This is a genomic window from Burkholderia sp. BCC1998, assembly GCF_905339875.1.
In the GTDB taxonomy this organism is placed as follows: Bacteria; Pseudomonadota; Gammaproteobacteria; order Burkholderiales; family Burkholderiaceae; genus Burkholderia.
In genome coordinates, this window is sequence record NZ_CAJPHE010000002.1 from 213,152 (window position 1) to 228,779 (window position 15,628).

Here is a 15,628-nt window from a genome sequence, read left to right on the forward strand (position 1 = left end):
GTAGCTCTGTCGCGCTACTGGAAAATTCGGTTGGAGGAAGATGCATGTTGTTGATCTTCCAAATGTCTACGTGTAGCGCCGAGCGATCGCCGTCCGGTCTGGCCAACCCCACGCACATCACCCGATGACCCGCGGCGGCGTCGACGCCTCCGCAAGCTGAAACAGGCAATCGCCGCGCTGCACCTGCGCGGGCACGCGCTTGCACACGACTTCGCCGTCGCCCTTGAAGCGGTGCAGCGCCGGTTCGCGCAGCGGCGTATCGGGGAAGTGCACCCACGCGGCCGGCTGGCCGGCCTTCACCTGGTCGCCGAGTTCGACGAGCGGTTCATACAGCCCGCGTTCGTACGCGTAGACGAAGTGGCGATCGCCGTCGACGCGCAGGAAGCGCGTGACGGTCGGCGGCGCATCGGGCACGAGTTCGCCGTGCAGCAGGCCGATGTAGCCGAGATAGTGCAGCAGCCCGTGGCGGCCGAGCCGGATCAGCGACGGATCGGCCATTCCCGCACCGCCGAGTTCGGTCACGATCGAAATCGCGCCCTGCCGGCGCGCGGCCGAGGCCGAATGCACCGGGTTCGGCGCGTGTAGCAGCGCGTTCGGCAATCCGAACGCGACGAGCAGCCCGTTGAGCTTCGCCGCTTCGTCGTCGTCGAGCGGGTCGATCGCGAGCATGTTGCCGCCCTGGTACAGCAGCGAGCTGCCGCCCGAATGCAGGTCGACCAGATACTGCGCGCGCGACAGCAGCGCATGCTCGATGTAGTGGGCGATCATCTGCGTCGGCGTGCCGGTCGGGTTGCCGGGAAAGCTGCGGTTCAGGTTGCCTTCGTCGAGCGGCGACACGCGCAGGCCCGCGTCGGCCGCGGGGAAATTGGCCATCGGCAGCAGGATCAGCTGCCCGGTGACGCTCTCCGGGTCGATCTCGCGCATCAGCTGCGACACGATGATCTGGCCTTCGTATTCGTCACCGTGGTTGCCGGCCATCACGAGCGCGACCGGGCCGTCGCCGTTGCGGATCGACGCGATCGGGATCGGCAGCCAGCCGTACGCGGAGCGATGCACGGAATGCGGCAGGCGCAGATAGCCCGCATGCTTGCCTTGCGCATCGAGATCGATTTCGCAGTGGATGGGATTTCGGTGTGAGGAGGAGGCGGTCATGGCGACATCGTTCGGAGAACGGGAATCCGCCATCTTATCGGGAAACGACCGCCGCGCGGCGCGTGGCGCGGCCGATGTCGAGCGCCGTCCGGCGGCCCGTGTGCGAACGCGCGGCAAGCGCAACCGGAGCAGCCGCGCGCGATGTTGCAGCGCTGAAACGCATGCCGGCGTGCGGGCCGGCCGCCTGCGCACGCCGCGTGGTGCGTCAGCCCCTTGCGGCGACGGGGCCGGCGCGCGAGCGCGTCAGCGGCCCGATGTTTCAGCCTCGATACGGCCTTCTTCCCACAGCGTCCAGAAACGGCTGCCGGCGCGATACGGATTCGCGCGCCGCGCCGCGTGGTCGGTGACGCCCTGGCGAAACGCGCCGTACAGCGTCAGCGGCGGATTGGCGACGCACGCGGCTTCACGCGCCGCGGGCATGCGGCGCTCGGAAACGAGCCGCCGGATCAGCGAGGCACCGTCGATCACGTCCAGTTGATCGATCGTTTCCGCGCGGCTGAGGACTTCGACGGTATTCATGAGTGGCCTCCCTGACATCCTGTTTCCCGGTCAAGGAGCAATAAGAGTGCCAGCCATCAAATGCCGCGCGCCGTCGCGATCGTGCGGGCTTCTGCAGCGAACGCTACGCGCGGCGCGCGCCGATGTTACGGAACACGTCACGTGACACGGGCGGCCGCGGCGGAACATCTGCGCGCACGCGTCGAACCATGCAAGGCGTTTCCGGAATGAATCGCGGGAAGCGAACGGGCAAGCCGGACAGCGCGGCGGCCGCCGGCGGGAACGAGCGCGCGCTCAGCTCGCGGTCGCGGGCGCCACGCGGCTGCTTCCGGCCGAATAGAAGCGGTAGATCCCCTTGCCGGCCGACTTCGCGTCGTACAGCGCGCTGTCGGCCTGCCGGATCAGTTCGTCGGGTGAGCCGTGCCCGTCGTCGAGCGCGATGCCGATGCTGATCCCGAAGACGACGGTCTCGCCGATCGACAGCGTGTACGGCGCCGAGATCTGCCGGATGATCCGCGCGGCGAGGACCGAGCACGCCTGCATGGTGGTGGCGTCGAGTGCGACGATGAACTCGTCGCCGCCGACCCGCGCCGCCAGTTCGCCGGGCGGCAGCGTCTTGCCGAGCCGCTCGGCGACCTGCATGAGCACTTCGTCACCGGCCTGGTGGCCGAAGCGGTCGTTGATCGCCTTGAAGCCGTCGAGGTCGAGATACATGACGGCGAGCGCGGGGCTCGGCACGTGCGGCGGGTGCGGCCGGTGCGCGAGCATCCGTTTGAGTTGCGCATGCAACTCGTGGCGGTTCGGCAATCCCGTCAGCGCGTCGTGCCGCGCGAGGTGCCGGATATGCTGCTCGGTCTGGCGGCGCGCGGTGACGTCCTCGACGATGATCACCGCGTTGCCGTCCGGCACGCGGTGGCGCGTGAGTTCGAGCTGGCGGCCGTCGGCGAGCGCGATGTCGAGCGGCTCCGGTTCGTCGTGGTTCAGCCAGAGGTCGCATTGCACGGCGAGACTGGCGCCGTCGGGATCGGCGAGCGCGTTCGCGCCGAGCGCCGCGACGACGTCGGGCAGCGGCGTGTCCAGCATGATCTCGCGCGGCGAGCCGAACAGTTGCGCGGTGCGCCGGTTCGCGACGATCACGCGGCTTTCGCCGTCGATCATGCACAGGCCGTGCGGCATGTAGGTGAGGGCGGCGTCGAAGCGCGCGACGAGCTCGGCGTTGCGCTGGCGTGCGGCGATCAGCGCGACCAGCACGCGGTAATGGCGTTCGACGACCGTACGCATGGCCGCGAGATAGATCACGAGCGGCGGCAGCAGCAGCCATGCGCCGGGCCGCTGGACCAGCAGCGCGCCGACGCCGATCGGCACGACGCCGAGCGTGACCTGCGTCATCGCGAGCCACGGCAGCGCCGAATTGCGCGACGCGATCCCGCCGAACACGCCGCCCGCGACCATCACGGCCAGCGTGCCGAGCTCGACGTCGGGCGCATCCACGCAGCCCATCACGCCGAGGCCGAGCACGAAGCACGCGGCGAGCGACACGGGCGCATAGCGCCGGGCCCAGTATTCGGCGCGATCGTCGCCGGCGGCACGACGTACCGCATACGCACGTGCGATCGCGAGCCGCGCGGCGAGCAGGCCGACGTCGATGATGAGCCACACGAAACACCAGAGTTGTTGCAGCCGGATCAGCGCGATCGCCGCGACGAACGCGCTGGCGAGGCCGGACAGCGCCATCGGACGCACGTCCTCGAACAGCGTGACGAGCATCGATGGGCGCAGCGCGGCCGTCACGTGGTGATCGCCGCAAGGGGGCGTGGCGAGAACGGCGTTCAGGAGGCGTGCCTTGACTGCCATGGCTATTTTGACCTCGACACGATGCGGTGCATCGCCGGCAGCCCCGCCCGGCACGGGGCGGGATGACCGGCGAACCGAATGCGCACGACATTACCATGAAACATCGGCCGCGCGTGCCGTGCGGGGACGTCGGCGCGTCGACGTCAACGTCGTTCGCGCGCATCTTGCGGATTCGCCGATGCGCAGGCCGGATCGTTGCCGACGGAACGATCTCGGGCCGCCGCGCGCGGACCGGTTTCAGCGCGCGCCGCACGCGGGCCGCCGATGGCGCACGATCCGCTGGCAGCCATCGATGCGGCCGGCGCGACACTGCGCAGTCGCACGCGTGTGCCGCCCGCGACCGCGCGCCGCAGCGCGTCCGAATCCCGTTATAAGAAATCCAATAAGCAATTCATGCGAGAAATACTATAGGCGATATATCAAAAACAATGCCAGAATGCGCGCCGCTCCGAACGCCGCGACACCCGATCGCCGTCCGAGCCGCATCAGGAGGTTCCCCCCAATGAAAAACCACGGCCTGTCACGGCGGGGTTTTCTGAAAGCCAGCGTGCTGGCGGGCGTCGCGGTCTACGTCGCGCCCATCGGCAGCCGCGCGTTCGCGGCGCTCTTCGAAGAAAAACTCCTCACTCCCGTCAAATGGGATAGCGTCACCGGCATCCCCCAATTCCGCATCGACGGCATCGCGAAGGTCACGGGCTCGAAAGTGTTCGCCCGCGACGTGCGCGCGGCCGACATGCCGCACTGGCCGCAGCAGCAGTCGCACGCGCTGATCCTGCGCGTCACGCAGGCCGACCGCACCTACGAGGGCTTCGACCTGTCGCTGCTCGGCGACGAGCTGAAGCCGGACCGCGTGGTCACGGCCGACGATCTCGCGCGCGACGGCGTCGCGTTCCCGACGTTCTACGGCGACGACATGCTGTTGCCCGCCGGCAAGACGCCCGCGTATCTCGGCCATGCGGTCGCGATCCTCATCTACCACGACTTCGCGCGCTTCCGCTTCGCGAAGAACGCGCTCAAGTTCCGCGACGATGTGATCCGCTACGGCGCGGTCACCGGCCCGCTCGAGCGCGATCCGTGGGGTACGTTCCGCTACGTGCGGGTGGGCGGCAAGACGGCCTACGACGACGATCTCTATTCGAGCCTGAAGGATGCGCCGATCTTCCCGAGCATGATGCGCAAGCACCTGCCGGTCTGGCCGGACGGCAAGGAGCACGGCAAGCTCGACGAGCAGGGGATGTTTCTCGCCGGCCAGATCGCCGCGGAACTCGACCATCCGTCGGCCGACTGGCTCGTGTTCGACCGCGAGTACAACACGCAGTCGGTCGACACCGCCGCGCTCGAACCCGACAACGCGAACTGCTGGTACGACGCCGCGACGCAGTCGCTGCACCTCGTCGTGCCGACCCAGTCGCCGCTCGAAGTGTCGGAAAACGCGGCCGCGATGGTCGCGAAATGCCGTTTCCCGGTGAAGAAGCTGTTCGTGCATCCGTGCTACACGGTCGGCTACGGTTCGAAGGATCACTTCAACGTGCCGTTCTACGGGCTCGTCTGCGCGCTGTACGCGGACGGCCGCCCCGTGCGGTTCGCGAACGACCGCTACGAGCAGTTCCAGACGTCGCTGAAGCGTCACGCGTTCAGGATGCGTTACCGGATCGCGGTCGACCGCAACACGGGCCTCTTGCAGTCGTTCAAGGGCGACTTCGAGGCGAACGGCGGCGGGCGCTCGAATTTCTCGCCGTCGGTGGCGATGGTCGGCGCGACGGCCGCGCAATCGATCTACTACTTCCCGAAGAGCGACCTCGCGGCGGTCGCGATCGCGTCGCGTGCGATCGATGCCGGCTCCGCCCGCGGCTACGGCACGCTGCAGAGCATGGCCGCGACCGAGATGGCCGTCGACGAGATCGCCGCGCAACTGAACCTCGATCCGATCGAATTCCGCCTGCGCAACGCGCTGCGTTCGGGGATGAAGAACACCCAGGGCGCGATTCCCGCCGGCGCGCTGCGCGTCGACGAAGTGCTGGAACGCGCGAGGCAGCATCCGCTGTGGACGCGTCGCGCGGCGCGCAAGGCCGAATTCGAGGCCGCGAACCCGGGCAAGCGCTACGGTGTCGGCTTCGCGTGCGTGCAGAAGGACTTCGGCACGGGCGCCGAGGCATCGTTCGCGAAGGTCGAATTCGACGAGCACGGCAAGGTGTCGCTGCAACACACGGCTGCCGAGATCGGCACCGGGATGTCGACGTCGCAGGCCGTCGCGGTCGCGAAGTGGCTCGGCCGTCCGGCAACCGAGGTGCGCGTCGCGGTGACCGAATGGCCCGACCTGCCGGTCGAGACGAGCGGCGATCCGTACCTGATGTCGCAGGCCGACCAGGATCGGCTGAGCGCGAATCCGCGCTGGTCGCCGGGCTATGCGTCGCCGTCGAGCGCGACCAACTCCGCGTACTACTTCACGCACAGCACGCGCGAGGCCGCGCGCGCGGTGTTCCGCTACGGGCTGTGGCCGGCCGCGATGTCGATCTGGACGCGCGGCCTCGGCGGCGGCCAGGCCGCGCCGTACACGATCCGCATCGAGGACGCGCGCTGGGTCGACGGCAAGCTGAGCGCCGACGGCCTCGAGCCGCTGACGTTCGAGCAGCTCGCGAAGCAGGCGCATGCGCTCGGCCTGCCGACCGGCGCCGTCGTGCACGTGTTCAACCGCTGGCAATGGACCGACGCCGAGTTCGACGTGGGCGGCGCGGTCGAGCGTCTGCCGATCGACGGGCTGTCGCTGCGTGTCGGCGCGCCGAAGTCGGGCGCCGACGGCCCGCTGCCGGGCACCGTCGCGCCGGCCGGCGCGACCGCGCTGCGCGGCACGCTGGCGCCGACCGCGAACGGCTATCGCGTGCTGGACCGCAAGCGCGTGTTCATCCCGCCGACGAGCCGCAACAACGCGGCCGTCACGTACTACACGGCGGTCGGCACGCTCGTCGAGCTGGCCGTGCACGAAGCGACCGGCAAGGTCGAGCTGCTCACGCATCACTCGATCATGGAGTGCGGCAACCAGATCTCGCCGCAGCTCGTGTCGGGCCAGCTGCAGGGCGGCCTCGCGATGGGCATCGGCCATGCGCTGCACGAGTACCTGCCGCTCTACGAAGACGGCCCGGGCAACGGCACGTGGAACTTCAACCGCTATCAGCTGCCGCGCGCGAGCGACGTCGCCGTGTGGTCGCAGACGGGCGACATCCTGCCGCCGCTGTCCGAGACCGATCCGCCGAAGGGTGTCGCCGAAGTGGTGATGATCCCTGTCGTCGGCGCGATCGTGAACGGCATCGCGCACGCGATCGGCCATCGTTTCACCGACTTGCCGGTGACCCCGCAAAAGATTCAGGAGGTGCTCGCATGACGACCGCCCAAACCGCCGCGTCGGCCGCGAGCGCCAGCGCGGCCGCGACCGCCGCGTCCGCGCCGAACGCGGCTTCGGCCGCGCCGGCATCCGCATCCGCCGCGGTGCCGGCTGCATCGGCTGTATCCGCCGCAGCTCCGGCCGCCGTCGAGCGTCCGCTCGTGCGCTTTCAGCTGAAGCCGCTGTCATTGAAGATCAACGGCAAGTCCGTCGGCCCTATGCAGGTGCCCGAGGGGCTGATGATGATCGAGTTCCTGCACGAGTACGCGGGCCTCACCGGTTCGCGGCTCGGCTGCGGGCAGGGCATCTGCCACGCATGCGTCGTGATCGTCGACAAGCCGGACGGCACCAGCGAGGAAATGCGCACCTGCATCACCGGCGCGCACTTCTTCCACGGCCGTTCGATCCGCACGATCGAAGGCCACGCGAAGCGCAACGAAGCCGGCGAAGTGGTGGAACTGTCGCCGATCCAGCAGAAGTTCCTCGAGCACTTCAGCTTCCAGTGCGGCTACTGCACGCCGGGTTTCGTCAACGCGGCGACGGTGCTGATCGAGCGGCTGGCGCGCGAGCCGGTCGCGAAGGCCGACGTCGAGCGCGCGATCACCGACGCGCTGAACGCACACCTCTGCCGCTGCACGGGTTACGTCCGCTACTACCAGGCCGTGAAGGACGTGATCCTGACGACGCCGGGACTCGTGAAGGACGCCGCATGAAACGCACATTCGCCCATCGTGCCGCGCGGGCCGCGGGCCTGCCCGCGCTCGCGGCCGCCTGCGCGCTGCTGCTCGCCGCCTGCGGCGGCCAAGACGCGCCTGCCTCGAACGCGGCTTCCGGCGCGCCCGGTGCCGACCCGGTCGCGCGCGGCCGCTATCTCGTCAAGGCCGCCGACTGCGCGGCGTGCCACACCGCGAAGGGCGGCGCACCGTTCGCCGGCGGGGCGCCGCTCGAATCGCCGTTCGGCACGTTCTACGGTTCGAACATCACGCCCGACAAGGATCACGGGATCGGCAGCTGGAGCGCGGACGACTTCTACGCCGCGCTGCACGACGGCAAGGCTCCGGCCAAGCGGCTGTATCCGTCGATGCCGTACACGTCGTACCGGCAGCTCACGCGCGCCGACAGCGACGCGATGTACGCGTACCTGAGGACCGTGAAGCCGGTCGCGCAGGAGAACCGCGCGCACGCACTCAAGTTCCCGTACAACCTGCGCTTCGGCATGGTGTTCTGGGACATGGTGTTCCTGAAGGACAGCCTGCCCGACGCGTCGCGCGGCCAGTCCGCCGACTGGCAGCGCGGCCGCTACCTCGCGGGCGCGCTCGGCCACTGCGCGGAATGCCACACGCCGCGTGCGTTCACGGGCCAGCTCGACGGCGCGAAGCCGTTCGCGGGCGCGGCGCTCGGCCGCGTGGCCGCACCGGACATCACGCCGGCCGGCCTCGCCGCGCGCGGCTGGACGGGCACCGACCTGCAGACGTTCTTCGGCGTCGGCATCGCGCCGCAAGGCTCGGCGTTCGGCGAAATGTATCCGGTCGTGCACCTGAGCACGCAGTACCTGGCGAAGGACGACCTGCGCGCGCTGTCCGTGTACCTGCTCGGCGATACGCCGCCGGCACCGCAGCCGGTGAAGCCGGTGTCGGCCGACGCCGCGCAGCTCGCGGCCGGCCGCTCGGTGTATCTCGCGGTGTGCGCGGGCTGCCACGGCTTCAACGGCGAAGGCAAGCCGCACGTGGCGGTGCCGATGAACGGCAATTCGACGCTGCGTCAGGGCGACGCGCGCAACCTGCTGGTCGCGATGCTCGACGGCGTCGACGAGCAGAAGTTTGCCGGCTACGAAAACCTGCAGCCGATGCCGGGTTTCTCGCACACGCTGAGCGACGACGAACTCGCGCAGCTCGCGAACTACCTGCGCGCGACGTGGGGCGGCCAGCCCGCGAGCGTCACGCCGGCCGACGTGAAGGCCATGCGTTGAGCCGTCGAGCGGCAGGGCGGGGCGTCGCGCGCAACGCAGCCGGTTCCCGGCCGTGTTCCCGCGCGATGCCTCGCCCGATTCCGGGAGGCGGTGTTTCAGTAGCCGCCGCCTCCTCCTCCGCCACCACTACCCCCTCCGTTGCCGCCCGCGCCGCCGTAGCGGCTCATGCCGGATCCTTGCGACATCCCGCTGCCCGACGACGTACATCCCGCCGACAGCACCAGCATCAGCGCCGCGACGAGCGCCGCGGCCAATCTTGCCGATTTCATTTCACTCTCCTTGGACCGCGCAGGCCGCGCGGCAGGGCGGTTCGCGTGAACCGGCGACCGCGCGATGACGAAACGTCTCCGTCAGGCGGTTTATTCCATGTTTTTTGGGTATCGGCGCGTCGCGGCATATAGCGACACGAATCGGCGCGCGGGGCGCACGCGCGTCGGGCGGCGCCGTGCTCGCGTAGCGGCGCACGCGCTCCCACGGCACGAGCACGCAGCCGGGGCGCCCCGGCGATTCGCCGCATGACAGGTAACGGGGGACGGGGGCCGGAATGTCGCCGTCGCGGCGGCATCCGGTCAACGATAGACGAGATCGGCGCGGCGGTTCTGCGCCCACGAATCTTCGTCGTGGCCGAGCGCGACCGGCTTTTCCTTGCCGAGGCTGACCGCTTCGAGCTGCGTGGCCTGCACGCCCAGCGTTTCGAGCGCGCTCATCACGGCTTGCGACCGGCGTTGGCCGAGCGCGAGGTTGTATTCGGACGTCCCGCGTTCATCGGTGTTGCCCTGGATCAGCACGCGGCGCGACGGATGGCTGCGCAGGTAGTCGGCGTGCGCCTGCAGCAGCGTCTGGTATTCCGGCTTCACGGAGTACTGGTCGAAATCGAAGTAGACGCTGCGCTTCGCGAGCGGGCTGTTCGGGTTGTCGAGATCGTCGGCCGCCACCGTGGCGACCGCTTCGCTCGATGGCGCCGGCGCCATCTCGGCATTCTCGGGCGTTTTCGCCGCGTGGTGGCAACCCGCCAGCAGCGCGAACGCCGCAATGACCGCGAATCGGTTCGTTTTGCTCATCGTGCGTCTCCTGCGGTTGACTGCATGGAAAGCGTGGTGCGGGCGATCTGCCGCATCACGCATGCGGCGAGACGGCACGAAAGCGCCGGCTTCCGTGCGCGATGCGCTTTCGTAAGCCGGCGGCGTGCCAGATGAAAGATTGTGTTGGCCAGACGCCGACGCACGGCGCCGCTGCAACAAGATTAGGAAAAATGTCACAGCGTGACCAGTTTCTTCGTCTTTTTCGCGCGGAAACGACGCAGGACGCATTCTTGCTTGCGCGAACGCGCGCAGCATGCGCCGCGCATGCGTGATGCGCCTTTCCGGTGCGGGCGTGTCGCGCGTCGCCGGCGCGCTCAGGACTTGTTGGCGCCCAGCCGATATTCCGATGGCGCAATGCCCATCCAGTCCCGGAATGCACGTCGGAACGCCCGGTCACTGCTCATCCCGATCCGCGCTGCAATGTCGGCCAGGTGCATATCGGTGGACGTGAGCAGATGCTGCGCGGCCTCAAGCTGACAGAGCGCGCGCAAGTCTCCGTACGAGCAGTGTTCGGCTCGCAGGCGCCGACGCAGTGTCGCCGTGCTCATGTGGAACAGCTGAGCCACGGTTTCGCAGCTGGGTGCGTCCCCTCGGTGCTGCAGCGCGTCGAGTAACAGCAGGCGCACTTGATCCGATAATTTGAATTCGGGAATCGCTGCCAGACCGAAATCGAATGGAAAGTAGTCGATGATGGCTTCCAGCTCGGAATACGAACGGACCACCTTATGGTTCAGCAGACGAGCTGGGAAGCTGAACGAGTTGACCGGTTGATCGAAGCGCAGTGGCGCGCCGAACACGTCGATCAATTGATGCAACGGATCCGGTGGCGGATACGCGAGCGCCACTTCCTTCAGATTCAGCGGGCGGCCGATCAGCCAGGAAAACAGCTGATGGTAGAAATAGAGGCCGGTAAGATCGACCAGTAGCGCGGCATGGTCCAGGCTGCCACGCCGGGTTTCCATCGTGAACTGCGCCGTCGCACCATACTCGACCGTCGCCAGCCGGCCGCCGCGTTCCTCCATGGCTTCGTTGAATCGCGCCGCTCGTTCTACGGCCTTCCCTAAAGTCGAGCAGTGAATCACGCAGTAGCACAGCATGTTGACCGCGAGGATGCCGAGCGGCCGATGCCCGTCGCGCTCGCAGCACCATGTTTCCAGCGTGCCGATGCCATGTCGATACAGCCGCGAAAACTCCGGTGTCGGCAATGCGGCCACCACGCCTTTCAGCACGGCGTCCAGTGGCGTATTGATTCCAGCGCTTCGCCACAGTTCGGGCAGCACGTCGCCGCCCATTTTCCTGAGCTCATTGAGCAAGGGCTGGGCATAACCGATCGGAATCGTGTTCGAGAATTCGCGCTTGTGCATGATGGCCTCATGTCTGAACAGCACATCGAGCTTGTGCTGGCCTGGCACACGCGTCAAGCATTGATCGTTTTTGTCCGGTGGATTGCCTGTTTCCAGCCTTGGTTGGTGGTTCGCACTGTCATTAAATGGCACCTCATATCTCGACCAGGCTCGGTGCCGATATCGCCATCGACGCCCCTGATCCTCGTGAGGAGACTGACATGGTGTACTACGACCCCTACGACCGGGAACTGATGAAAAATCCTTGGGACGCGTATCGCCAATTGCGCGATGAGGCTCCCGCCTATTACATGGAAAAGTACGACGCGTGGGTGCTGTCACGCTTCGACGATATTCAGAAAGCCTCGCTCGATCGGGAGAACTACACGGCGAAAGCCGGCATTGCCACGGGCAATCTGCTGAAGAAGCGCCTGATCCCGGACAGCAGTACGTTCATGTCGATGGACCCGCCCGAGCATACCGGCTTTCGTAAAGCGGTTGCCTCCGCCTTCCGTCCGACCGAGGTACAGGCGCGGCTGCCGGCGTTCATCGCCGAGCGCATCGAGAAATACGGCGCACCGCTGCTGAGCCAAGGGGAATTCGATGCGGTCAAGGCATTTGCGTTACCGGTCGCGACGGACGTCGCGGCGCACCTGACCGGCATTCCGCTCGAGGACGGACCGATGCTGGTGAAGTGGGTCGAGGTGTTCGAGCCGTTCTTCCACGACATTCCGCCGCAGGGTACTTCGGATGCATCGGCGACCAGCGCCGACGCGGCCGGAGGCCAGTTGATCGACTACTTTCTGCGACTGGTGGACCGTCACCGCAAGCAAGGTCCGTCGCCCGACAATGTGATCGGGATGCTGCTTCTGGCAGACATCGACGGGCACCGCCTGGACGACCTGACGGTCGCGCAAAACGCGCTGCCGCTTTTCATCGGCGGGATGGAGACGTTTCCCAAGCATTTCGGCAGTCTGTTGTACTGGCTGGCCGAGTTTCCCGAGCAGCGCGCCAAGGTCGCGAGCAATCGCGCACTGTGTGGGAAAGCGGTGGAGGAAGCCATGCGCTTCGATGCGCCCGCTCCAATGCTTGGACGCCGGGCGGTGAATGCCGTGACGTGGCATGGCCACACGATTCGGCCTGGTCAGGCGGTGATGTTCCTTTATCAGGCCGCGAATCGCGACGAACGTACTTTCGAACGCCCGGATGAATTCGACGTCGAACGCGCTTTCATACCGCAAGTTGCGTTTGGATCAGGCATCCACGTATGTCTTGGCATGCACGCGGCTCGGCTGGAAAGCCGAATGATGCTCGAATGGCTGCTGAGCCACGCCCCCGACTACAAGGTGGACAAAACCCGCGCCGTACGTGGCCTGCTTGCCGGCATGCATGGGTTTCGCAGTCTCTTCATCGAGGTATGAGCATGAGTCAGGTAGCGCGTGCGTACCACATCGAGCACTACGGCACGATCGACGGCATCCGGATACGACAGCATGATCGACCCAGGCCCGGAGTCGACCAGGTTCTGGTTCGAGTGCGCGCCAATGCGTTGAACTATCGCGACCTTCTGGTCATGCGTGGCATTCCGGTTGGCGCAGATCTGCCGCCGGGGAGAGTGCCGTTGTCGGATGGCGCCGGCGAGGTCGTCGAGGTCGGGGAGAACGTGACGCGTGTGCGTGTCGGCGAGCGCGTTGCCGCGATCTTCCGTCAGGACTGGATCGACGGTGATTACCGGCACGAAGGCGCGCAGACGGACCTCGGCAGCGGCATCGACGGGATGCTTGCTGAGTTTGTCGTCCTGGACGAGCAAGGCCTGGTACGCCTGCCGTCGCATCTGTCCTATGAGGAAGGCGCGACGCTTCCAACCGCCGGTGTGACGGCATGGATGGCTATCGTCGGCAAGGGACGGGTGACGGTAGGAGACACAGTGGTGCTGCAGGGGAGCGGCGGCGTTGCGGTGTTCGCGTTGCAGTTCGCAAAGCGCCTCGGCGCCCGAGTCATCATGACCACGTCAAGTGCTGAAAAAGGCGAGCGGCTGAGCGCATTGGGTGCGGACGAGATCGTCAACTACAAGGCATGCCCCGATTGGGCGGACGAGGTCCTGCGACTGACGGACGGTCGTGGCGCCGACGTCGTGGTCGACAGTGGCGGTGGAGGAACGCTCGCCAATTCGTGTGCGGCTGCGCGCATCGGGGGAAGGCTGATCTTGATGGGATTGCTTGCCCAAGGCGAGGAGGCCGGTACCGTATCCGAATTGTTCTACACGATGTTCGTGCGTGATCTGACCGTCGTCTCGGTACACGCGGGCAGCCGGACAAATTTCGAAGCGATGAACCGAGCCATCGAGCAGCATGGCCTTCGCCCGATCATCGGTGAGCGCTTTCCGTTCGGGCGCGCGCCCGACGCATATCGCTATCTGCAGAGCCAGACGCATCTCGGTAAGGTGGTGATCGGGCATGACGGGTAGGCAGGTCGTTGGGAGACCCTCGTGACCGATCACGCGCTCGGCAAATTGATCCATGTGCGCGGATCGCCGTGTTTGATTCCCCACGGCTTCGTGCCGCACACGCTTGAAGGCGTGTGCGGCTTCCTTTATTGGATCGTCGTTGTGTAGCCGGGGAAGGTGGATGACCGGTTTCAGGTGATATGCGTGACCCGCACCTTCCGGTGCGGGCGTATCGCGCGTCGCCGGCGCACTCAGAACTTGTGCCGCAGCCCGAGCGCGACCACGACCTGGTTGCTGTTGGCCGACGGCGTCATGGTCCAGACGGTCGCGTTGAACGCGGGGTTGCCGTTGCCGCCGCTCACGCTTTGATAGACGGCTTCGAGATACGCGTCCGTGCGTTTCGAGAATGCGTAGTCCGCCTGCGTGACCACCTGGTTCCATTTCGGGCGCGTCTGGCCCGTGCGCGTGTCGAAACGGCCCATCGTGTACGTGTACGCAGCGGCCACGCTGAACGCCGGCGTGACGAAGTAGCGGCCGTCGACCGTGAAGTTGTCGAACACGAGCGATTCACCCTTCAGCGGGGTGATGCCGCTGCCCTGGAGCACGCCGCTCACGCCGTCGGTGGCCGAGTGCGACCATGCGGCGCCGACCGAATGCGGGCCGAACGCATAACGGCCGGCCAGGGCCCAGATCTGCTGGTTGCCGCCCGTGATCGTCGCCGAGCCGTCGAGCGTGCTCAGTGCGCCGTCCGGATTCGGCGCGTTGCGGTCGCGGCTGATCTTCAGGTAACCGGCGCCGAGCTTCAGCGGCCCGTTCGCATACCCGAGCCCCGCGCTCCACACGGCGTTGTTCGAGAACGCGCCGGCCGTGTTCGAGAATCCGAACATCGCGCCGAGCGTCAGCCCGCGATACGTCGGGCTCGTGTACTTCACCGCATGGTTGATGCGCAGGTTGCGGTTCGAGTCGTCGTTGTCGTACGGATGCACCGCGAGGTTGCCGCCCCAGCCGGGGCCCGACGCGCCGAGCGGCGTCACGAAATCGAGAATCAGGTCGTACTGGCGGCCGAACGTGAGCGTGCCGGCCGTCCGCGAGCTCAGGCCGAGCCACGCCTGACGGCCGAACAGGTCGACGCCTTTCTGCGACAGCTTGCCGGTCGTGCCCGAGAAGCCGTTCTCGAGCGTGAAGACCGCTGCCGTCCCGCCGCCGAGATCCTCGCGGCCGCGCACCCCCCAGCGCGACGCGTTCAACGCGCCGCTCGTCATTGCGACGCTGCCGCTGCCCGGCGAACCGGCGCCTTGCGTACGCTGGTTGGTCGCATAGGTGATCGACGTATCGATCAGGCCGTACAGCGTCACGCTGCTCTGTGCTCGCGCGACGCAGGGAATCAGGAAGCCGGCCGCACAGGCGGCAATTACGCTCAGCGGGAGCGCACCGGTACGACGGCCGCGGCGGGCGGCAAGCGGCACGGCGACGCGCACGCCGGCGGGCTTGGTTGTTTTATAGGAATGCATATGACTTTTTTCGTTGGTCTCCGGCCCGATCGCCGGTGGGTCGTATCGGCGCGCGGGCCGACGGATCGAGTGGGCATTATTGGAGAACGTGCGACCGGCGATTAAGGCGCTGCACAGGAAAGGTCCTCTGCGGGATCGCGTGGAATCGCGGCGTTTCGACGCGGGGTGTTTCGGTCGAATCTGCGCGAAATACGGCCGTCTCGCGTGCGGAACGATTCGGCAGCGCCGGGGCGGTTCAGCGTGAGCGTCGGCGCGGTCAGGAGCAGGCGGCGGAGCGCGGCGGGGTGGTGACGCGTCGCGAAAGGTCGTGTGTCGCCGGTCGGCGGCATCGTGTATTTCTGACCCGATGCGCGGCAGCCAGCAAAATTTTCCGCCCGAAGCGGCAACGACCGAA

Annotated in this window: 13 protein-coding genes; 6 read left to right on the forward strand and 7 right to left on the reverse strand. The window is 67.1% G+C overall.

The window, feature by feature from the left end; translation table 11 throughout:
• Positions 1-117: 117 nt before the first annotated feature.
• The 3 genes from U5A56_RS04295 to U5A56_RS04305 all read right to left on the reverse strand — a co-directional run bounded on the left by U5A56_RS04295 (position 118) and on the right by U5A56_RS04305 (position 3,504).
• On the reverse strand, positions 118-1,152 hold the full coding sequence (locus U5A56_RS04295; RefSeq protein WP_321921024.1) for a succinylglutamate desuccinylase/aspartoacylase family protein: 1,035 nt from the start codon (positions 1,150-1,152) through the stop codon (positions 118-120).
• 243 nt (positions 1,153-1,395) lie between these two features.
• On the reverse strand, positions 1,396-1,671 hold the full coding sequence (locus tag U5A56_RS04300) for a hypothetical protein (protein WP_044844576.1): 276 nt from the start codon (positions 1,669-1,671) through the stop codon (positions 1,396-1,398).
• 273 nt (positions 1,672-1,944) lie between these two features.
• On the reverse strand, positions 1,945-3,504 hold the full coding sequence (locus U5A56_RS04305; RefSeq protein WP_321921025.1) for a diguanylate cyclase domain-containing protein: 1,560 nt from the start codon (positions 3,502-3,504) through the stop codon (positions 1,945-1,947).
• Positions 3,505-4,006: 502 nt separating this feature from the next.
• Here U5A56_RS04305 and U5A56_RS04310 point away from each other — a divergent pair.
• Genes U5A56_RS04310 through U5A56_RS04320 form a run of 3 tightly spaced genes read left to right on the forward strand, consistent with a single transcriptional unit; the run spans position 4,007 to position 8,852 of the window.
• A complete protein-coding gene (locus tag U5A56_RS04310; RefSeq protein WP_321921026.1) occupies positions 4,007-6,883 on the forward strand; it encodes a xanthine dehydrogenase family protein molybdopterin-binding subunit in 2,877 nt (958 codons plus the stop codon).
• Positions 6,880-7,596 carry a (2Fe-2S)-binding protein gene (locus U5A56_RS04315; RefSeq protein ID WP_321921027.1) on the forward strand — a complete coding sequence of 239 codons (717 nt, stop codon included), beginning with the start codon at positions 6,880-6,882 and terminating at the stop codon, positions 7,594-7,596. The genes U5A56_RS04310 and U5A56_RS04315 overlap by 4 nt, the downstream gene beginning before the upstream one ends.
• On the forward strand, positions 7,593-8,852 hold the full coding sequence (locus U5A56_RS04320) for a cytochrome c (protein ID WP_321921028.1): 1,260 nt from the start codon (positions 7,593-7,595) through the stop codon (positions 8,850-8,852). The genes U5A56_RS04315 and U5A56_RS04320 overlap by 4 nt, the downstream gene beginning before the upstream one ends.
• Before the next feature lie 95 nt (positions 8,853-8,947).
• Here the strand turns inward: U5A56_RS04320 and U5A56_RS04325 are convergent, their stop codons facing one another.
• From U5A56_RS04325 to U5A56_RS04335, 3 genes are all read right to left on the reverse strand, one after another.
• Positions 8,948-9,121 carry a hypothetical protein gene (locus tag U5A56_RS04325; protein WP_185643512.1) on the reverse strand — a complete coding sequence of 58 codons (174 nt, stop codon included), beginning with the start codon at positions 9,119-9,121 and terminating at the stop codon, positions 8,948-8,950.
• 300 nt (positions 9,122-9,421) lie between these two features.
• Positions 9,422-9,913, reverse strand: a complete 492-nt coding sequence (pal, locus tag U5A56_RS04330) for a peptidoglycan-associated lipoprotein Pal (protein WP_044844571.1) — start codon at positions 9,911-9,913, stop codon at positions 9,422-9,424.
• A gap of 335 nt (positions 9,914-10,248) precedes the next feature.
• On the reverse strand, positions 10,249-11,298 hold the full coding sequence (locus U5A56_RS04335) for an AraC family transcriptional regulator (RefSeq protein WP_321921029.1): 1,050 nt from the start codon (positions 11,296-11,298) through the stop codon (positions 10,249-10,251).
• A 200-nt stretch (positions 11,299-11,498) separates the two neighbouring features.
• Between U5A56_RS04335 and U5A56_RS04340 the strand changes: the two genes are divergently transcribed.
• From U5A56_RS04340 to U5A56_RS04350, 3 genes are read left to right on the forward strand one after another with little or no spacing between them, the layout of a single operon-like run.
• Positions 11,499-12,698 carry a cytochrome P450 gene (locus tag U5A56_RS04340; protein ID WP_321921030.1) on the forward strand — a complete coding sequence of 400 codons (1,200 nt, stop codon included), beginning with the start codon at positions 11,499-11,501 and terminating at the stop codon, positions 12,696-12,698.
• Positions 12,699-12,700: 2 nt separating this feature from the next.
• Positions 12,701-13,744, forward strand: a complete 1,044-nt coding sequence (locus tag U5A56_RS04345) for an NAD(P)-dependent alcohol dehydrogenase (RefSeq protein WP_321921031.1) — start codon at positions 12,701-12,703, stop codon at positions 13,742-13,744.
• Positions 13,745-13,765: 21 nt separating this feature from the next.
• On the forward strand, positions 13,766-13,891 hold the full coding sequence (locus U5A56_RS04350; protein ID WP_268906942.1) for a hypothetical protein: 126 nt from the start codon (positions 13,766-13,768) through the stop codon (positions 13,889-13,891).
• Between the two features lie 83 nt (positions 13,892-13,974).
• Here the strand turns inward: U5A56_RS04350 and U5A56_RS04355 are convergent, their stop codons facing one another.
• Complete coding sequence (locus U5A56_RS04355; RefSeq protein ID WP_321921032.1) at positions 13,975-15,234, reverse strand: porin; 1,260 nt, start codon at positions 15,232-15,234, stop codon at positions 13,975-13,977.
• Positions 15,235-15,628 lie beyond the last annotated feature (394 nt).

Excerpts from the sequence above, each read along its gene's own strand:
- U5A56_RS04295 (WP_321921024.1), bottom strand. The coding sequence starts at position 1,152 with ATGACCGCCTCCTCCTCACACCGAAATCCCATCCACTGCGAAATCGAT.
- U5A56_RS04300 (WP_044844576.1), bottom strand. The coding sequence starts at position 1,671 with ATGAATACCGTCGAAGTCCTCAGCCGCGCGGAAACGATCGATCAACTG.
- U5A56_RS04305 (WP_321921025.1), bottom strand. The coding sequence starts at position 3,504 with ATGGCAGTCAAGGCACGCCTCCTGAACGCCGTTCTCGCCACGCCCCCT.
- U5A56_RS04310 (WP_321921026.1), top strand. The coding sequence starts at position 4,007 with ATGAAAAACCACGGCCTGTCACGGCGGGGTTTTCTGAAAGCCAGCGTG.
- U5A56_RS04315 (WP_321921027.1), top strand. The coding sequence starts at position 6,880 with ATGACGACCGCCCAAACCGCCGCGTCGGCCGCGAGCGCCAGCGCGGCC.
- U5A56_RS04320 (WP_321921028.1), top strand. The coding sequence starts at position 7,593 with ATGAAACGCACATTCGCCCATCGTGCCGCGCGGGCCGCGGGCCTGCCC.
- U5A56_RS04325 (WP_185643512.1), bottom strand. The coding sequence starts at position 9,121 with ATGAAATCGGCAAGATTGGCCGCGGCGCTCGTCGCGGCGCTGATGCTG.
- pal (WP_044844571.1), bottom strand. The coding sequence starts at position 9,913 with ATGAGCAAAACGAACCGATTCGCGGTCATTGCGGCGTTCGCGCTGCTG.
- U5A56_RS04335 (WP_321921029.1), bottom strand. The coding sequence starts at position 11,298 with ATGCACAAGCGCGAATTCTCGAACACGATTCCGATCGGTTATGCCCAG.
- U5A56_RS04340 (WP_321921030.1), top strand. The coding sequence starts at position 11,499 with ATGGTGTACTACGACCCCTACGACCGGGAACTGATGAAAAATCCTTGG.
- U5A56_RS04345 (WP_321921031.1), top strand. The coding sequence starts at position 12,701 with ATGAGTCAGGTAGCGCGTGCGTACCACATCGAGCACTACGGCACGATC.
- U5A56_RS04355 (WP_321921032.1), bottom strand. The coding sequence starts at position 15,234 with ATGCATTCCTATAAAACAACCAAGCCCGCCGGCGTGCGCGTCGCCGTG.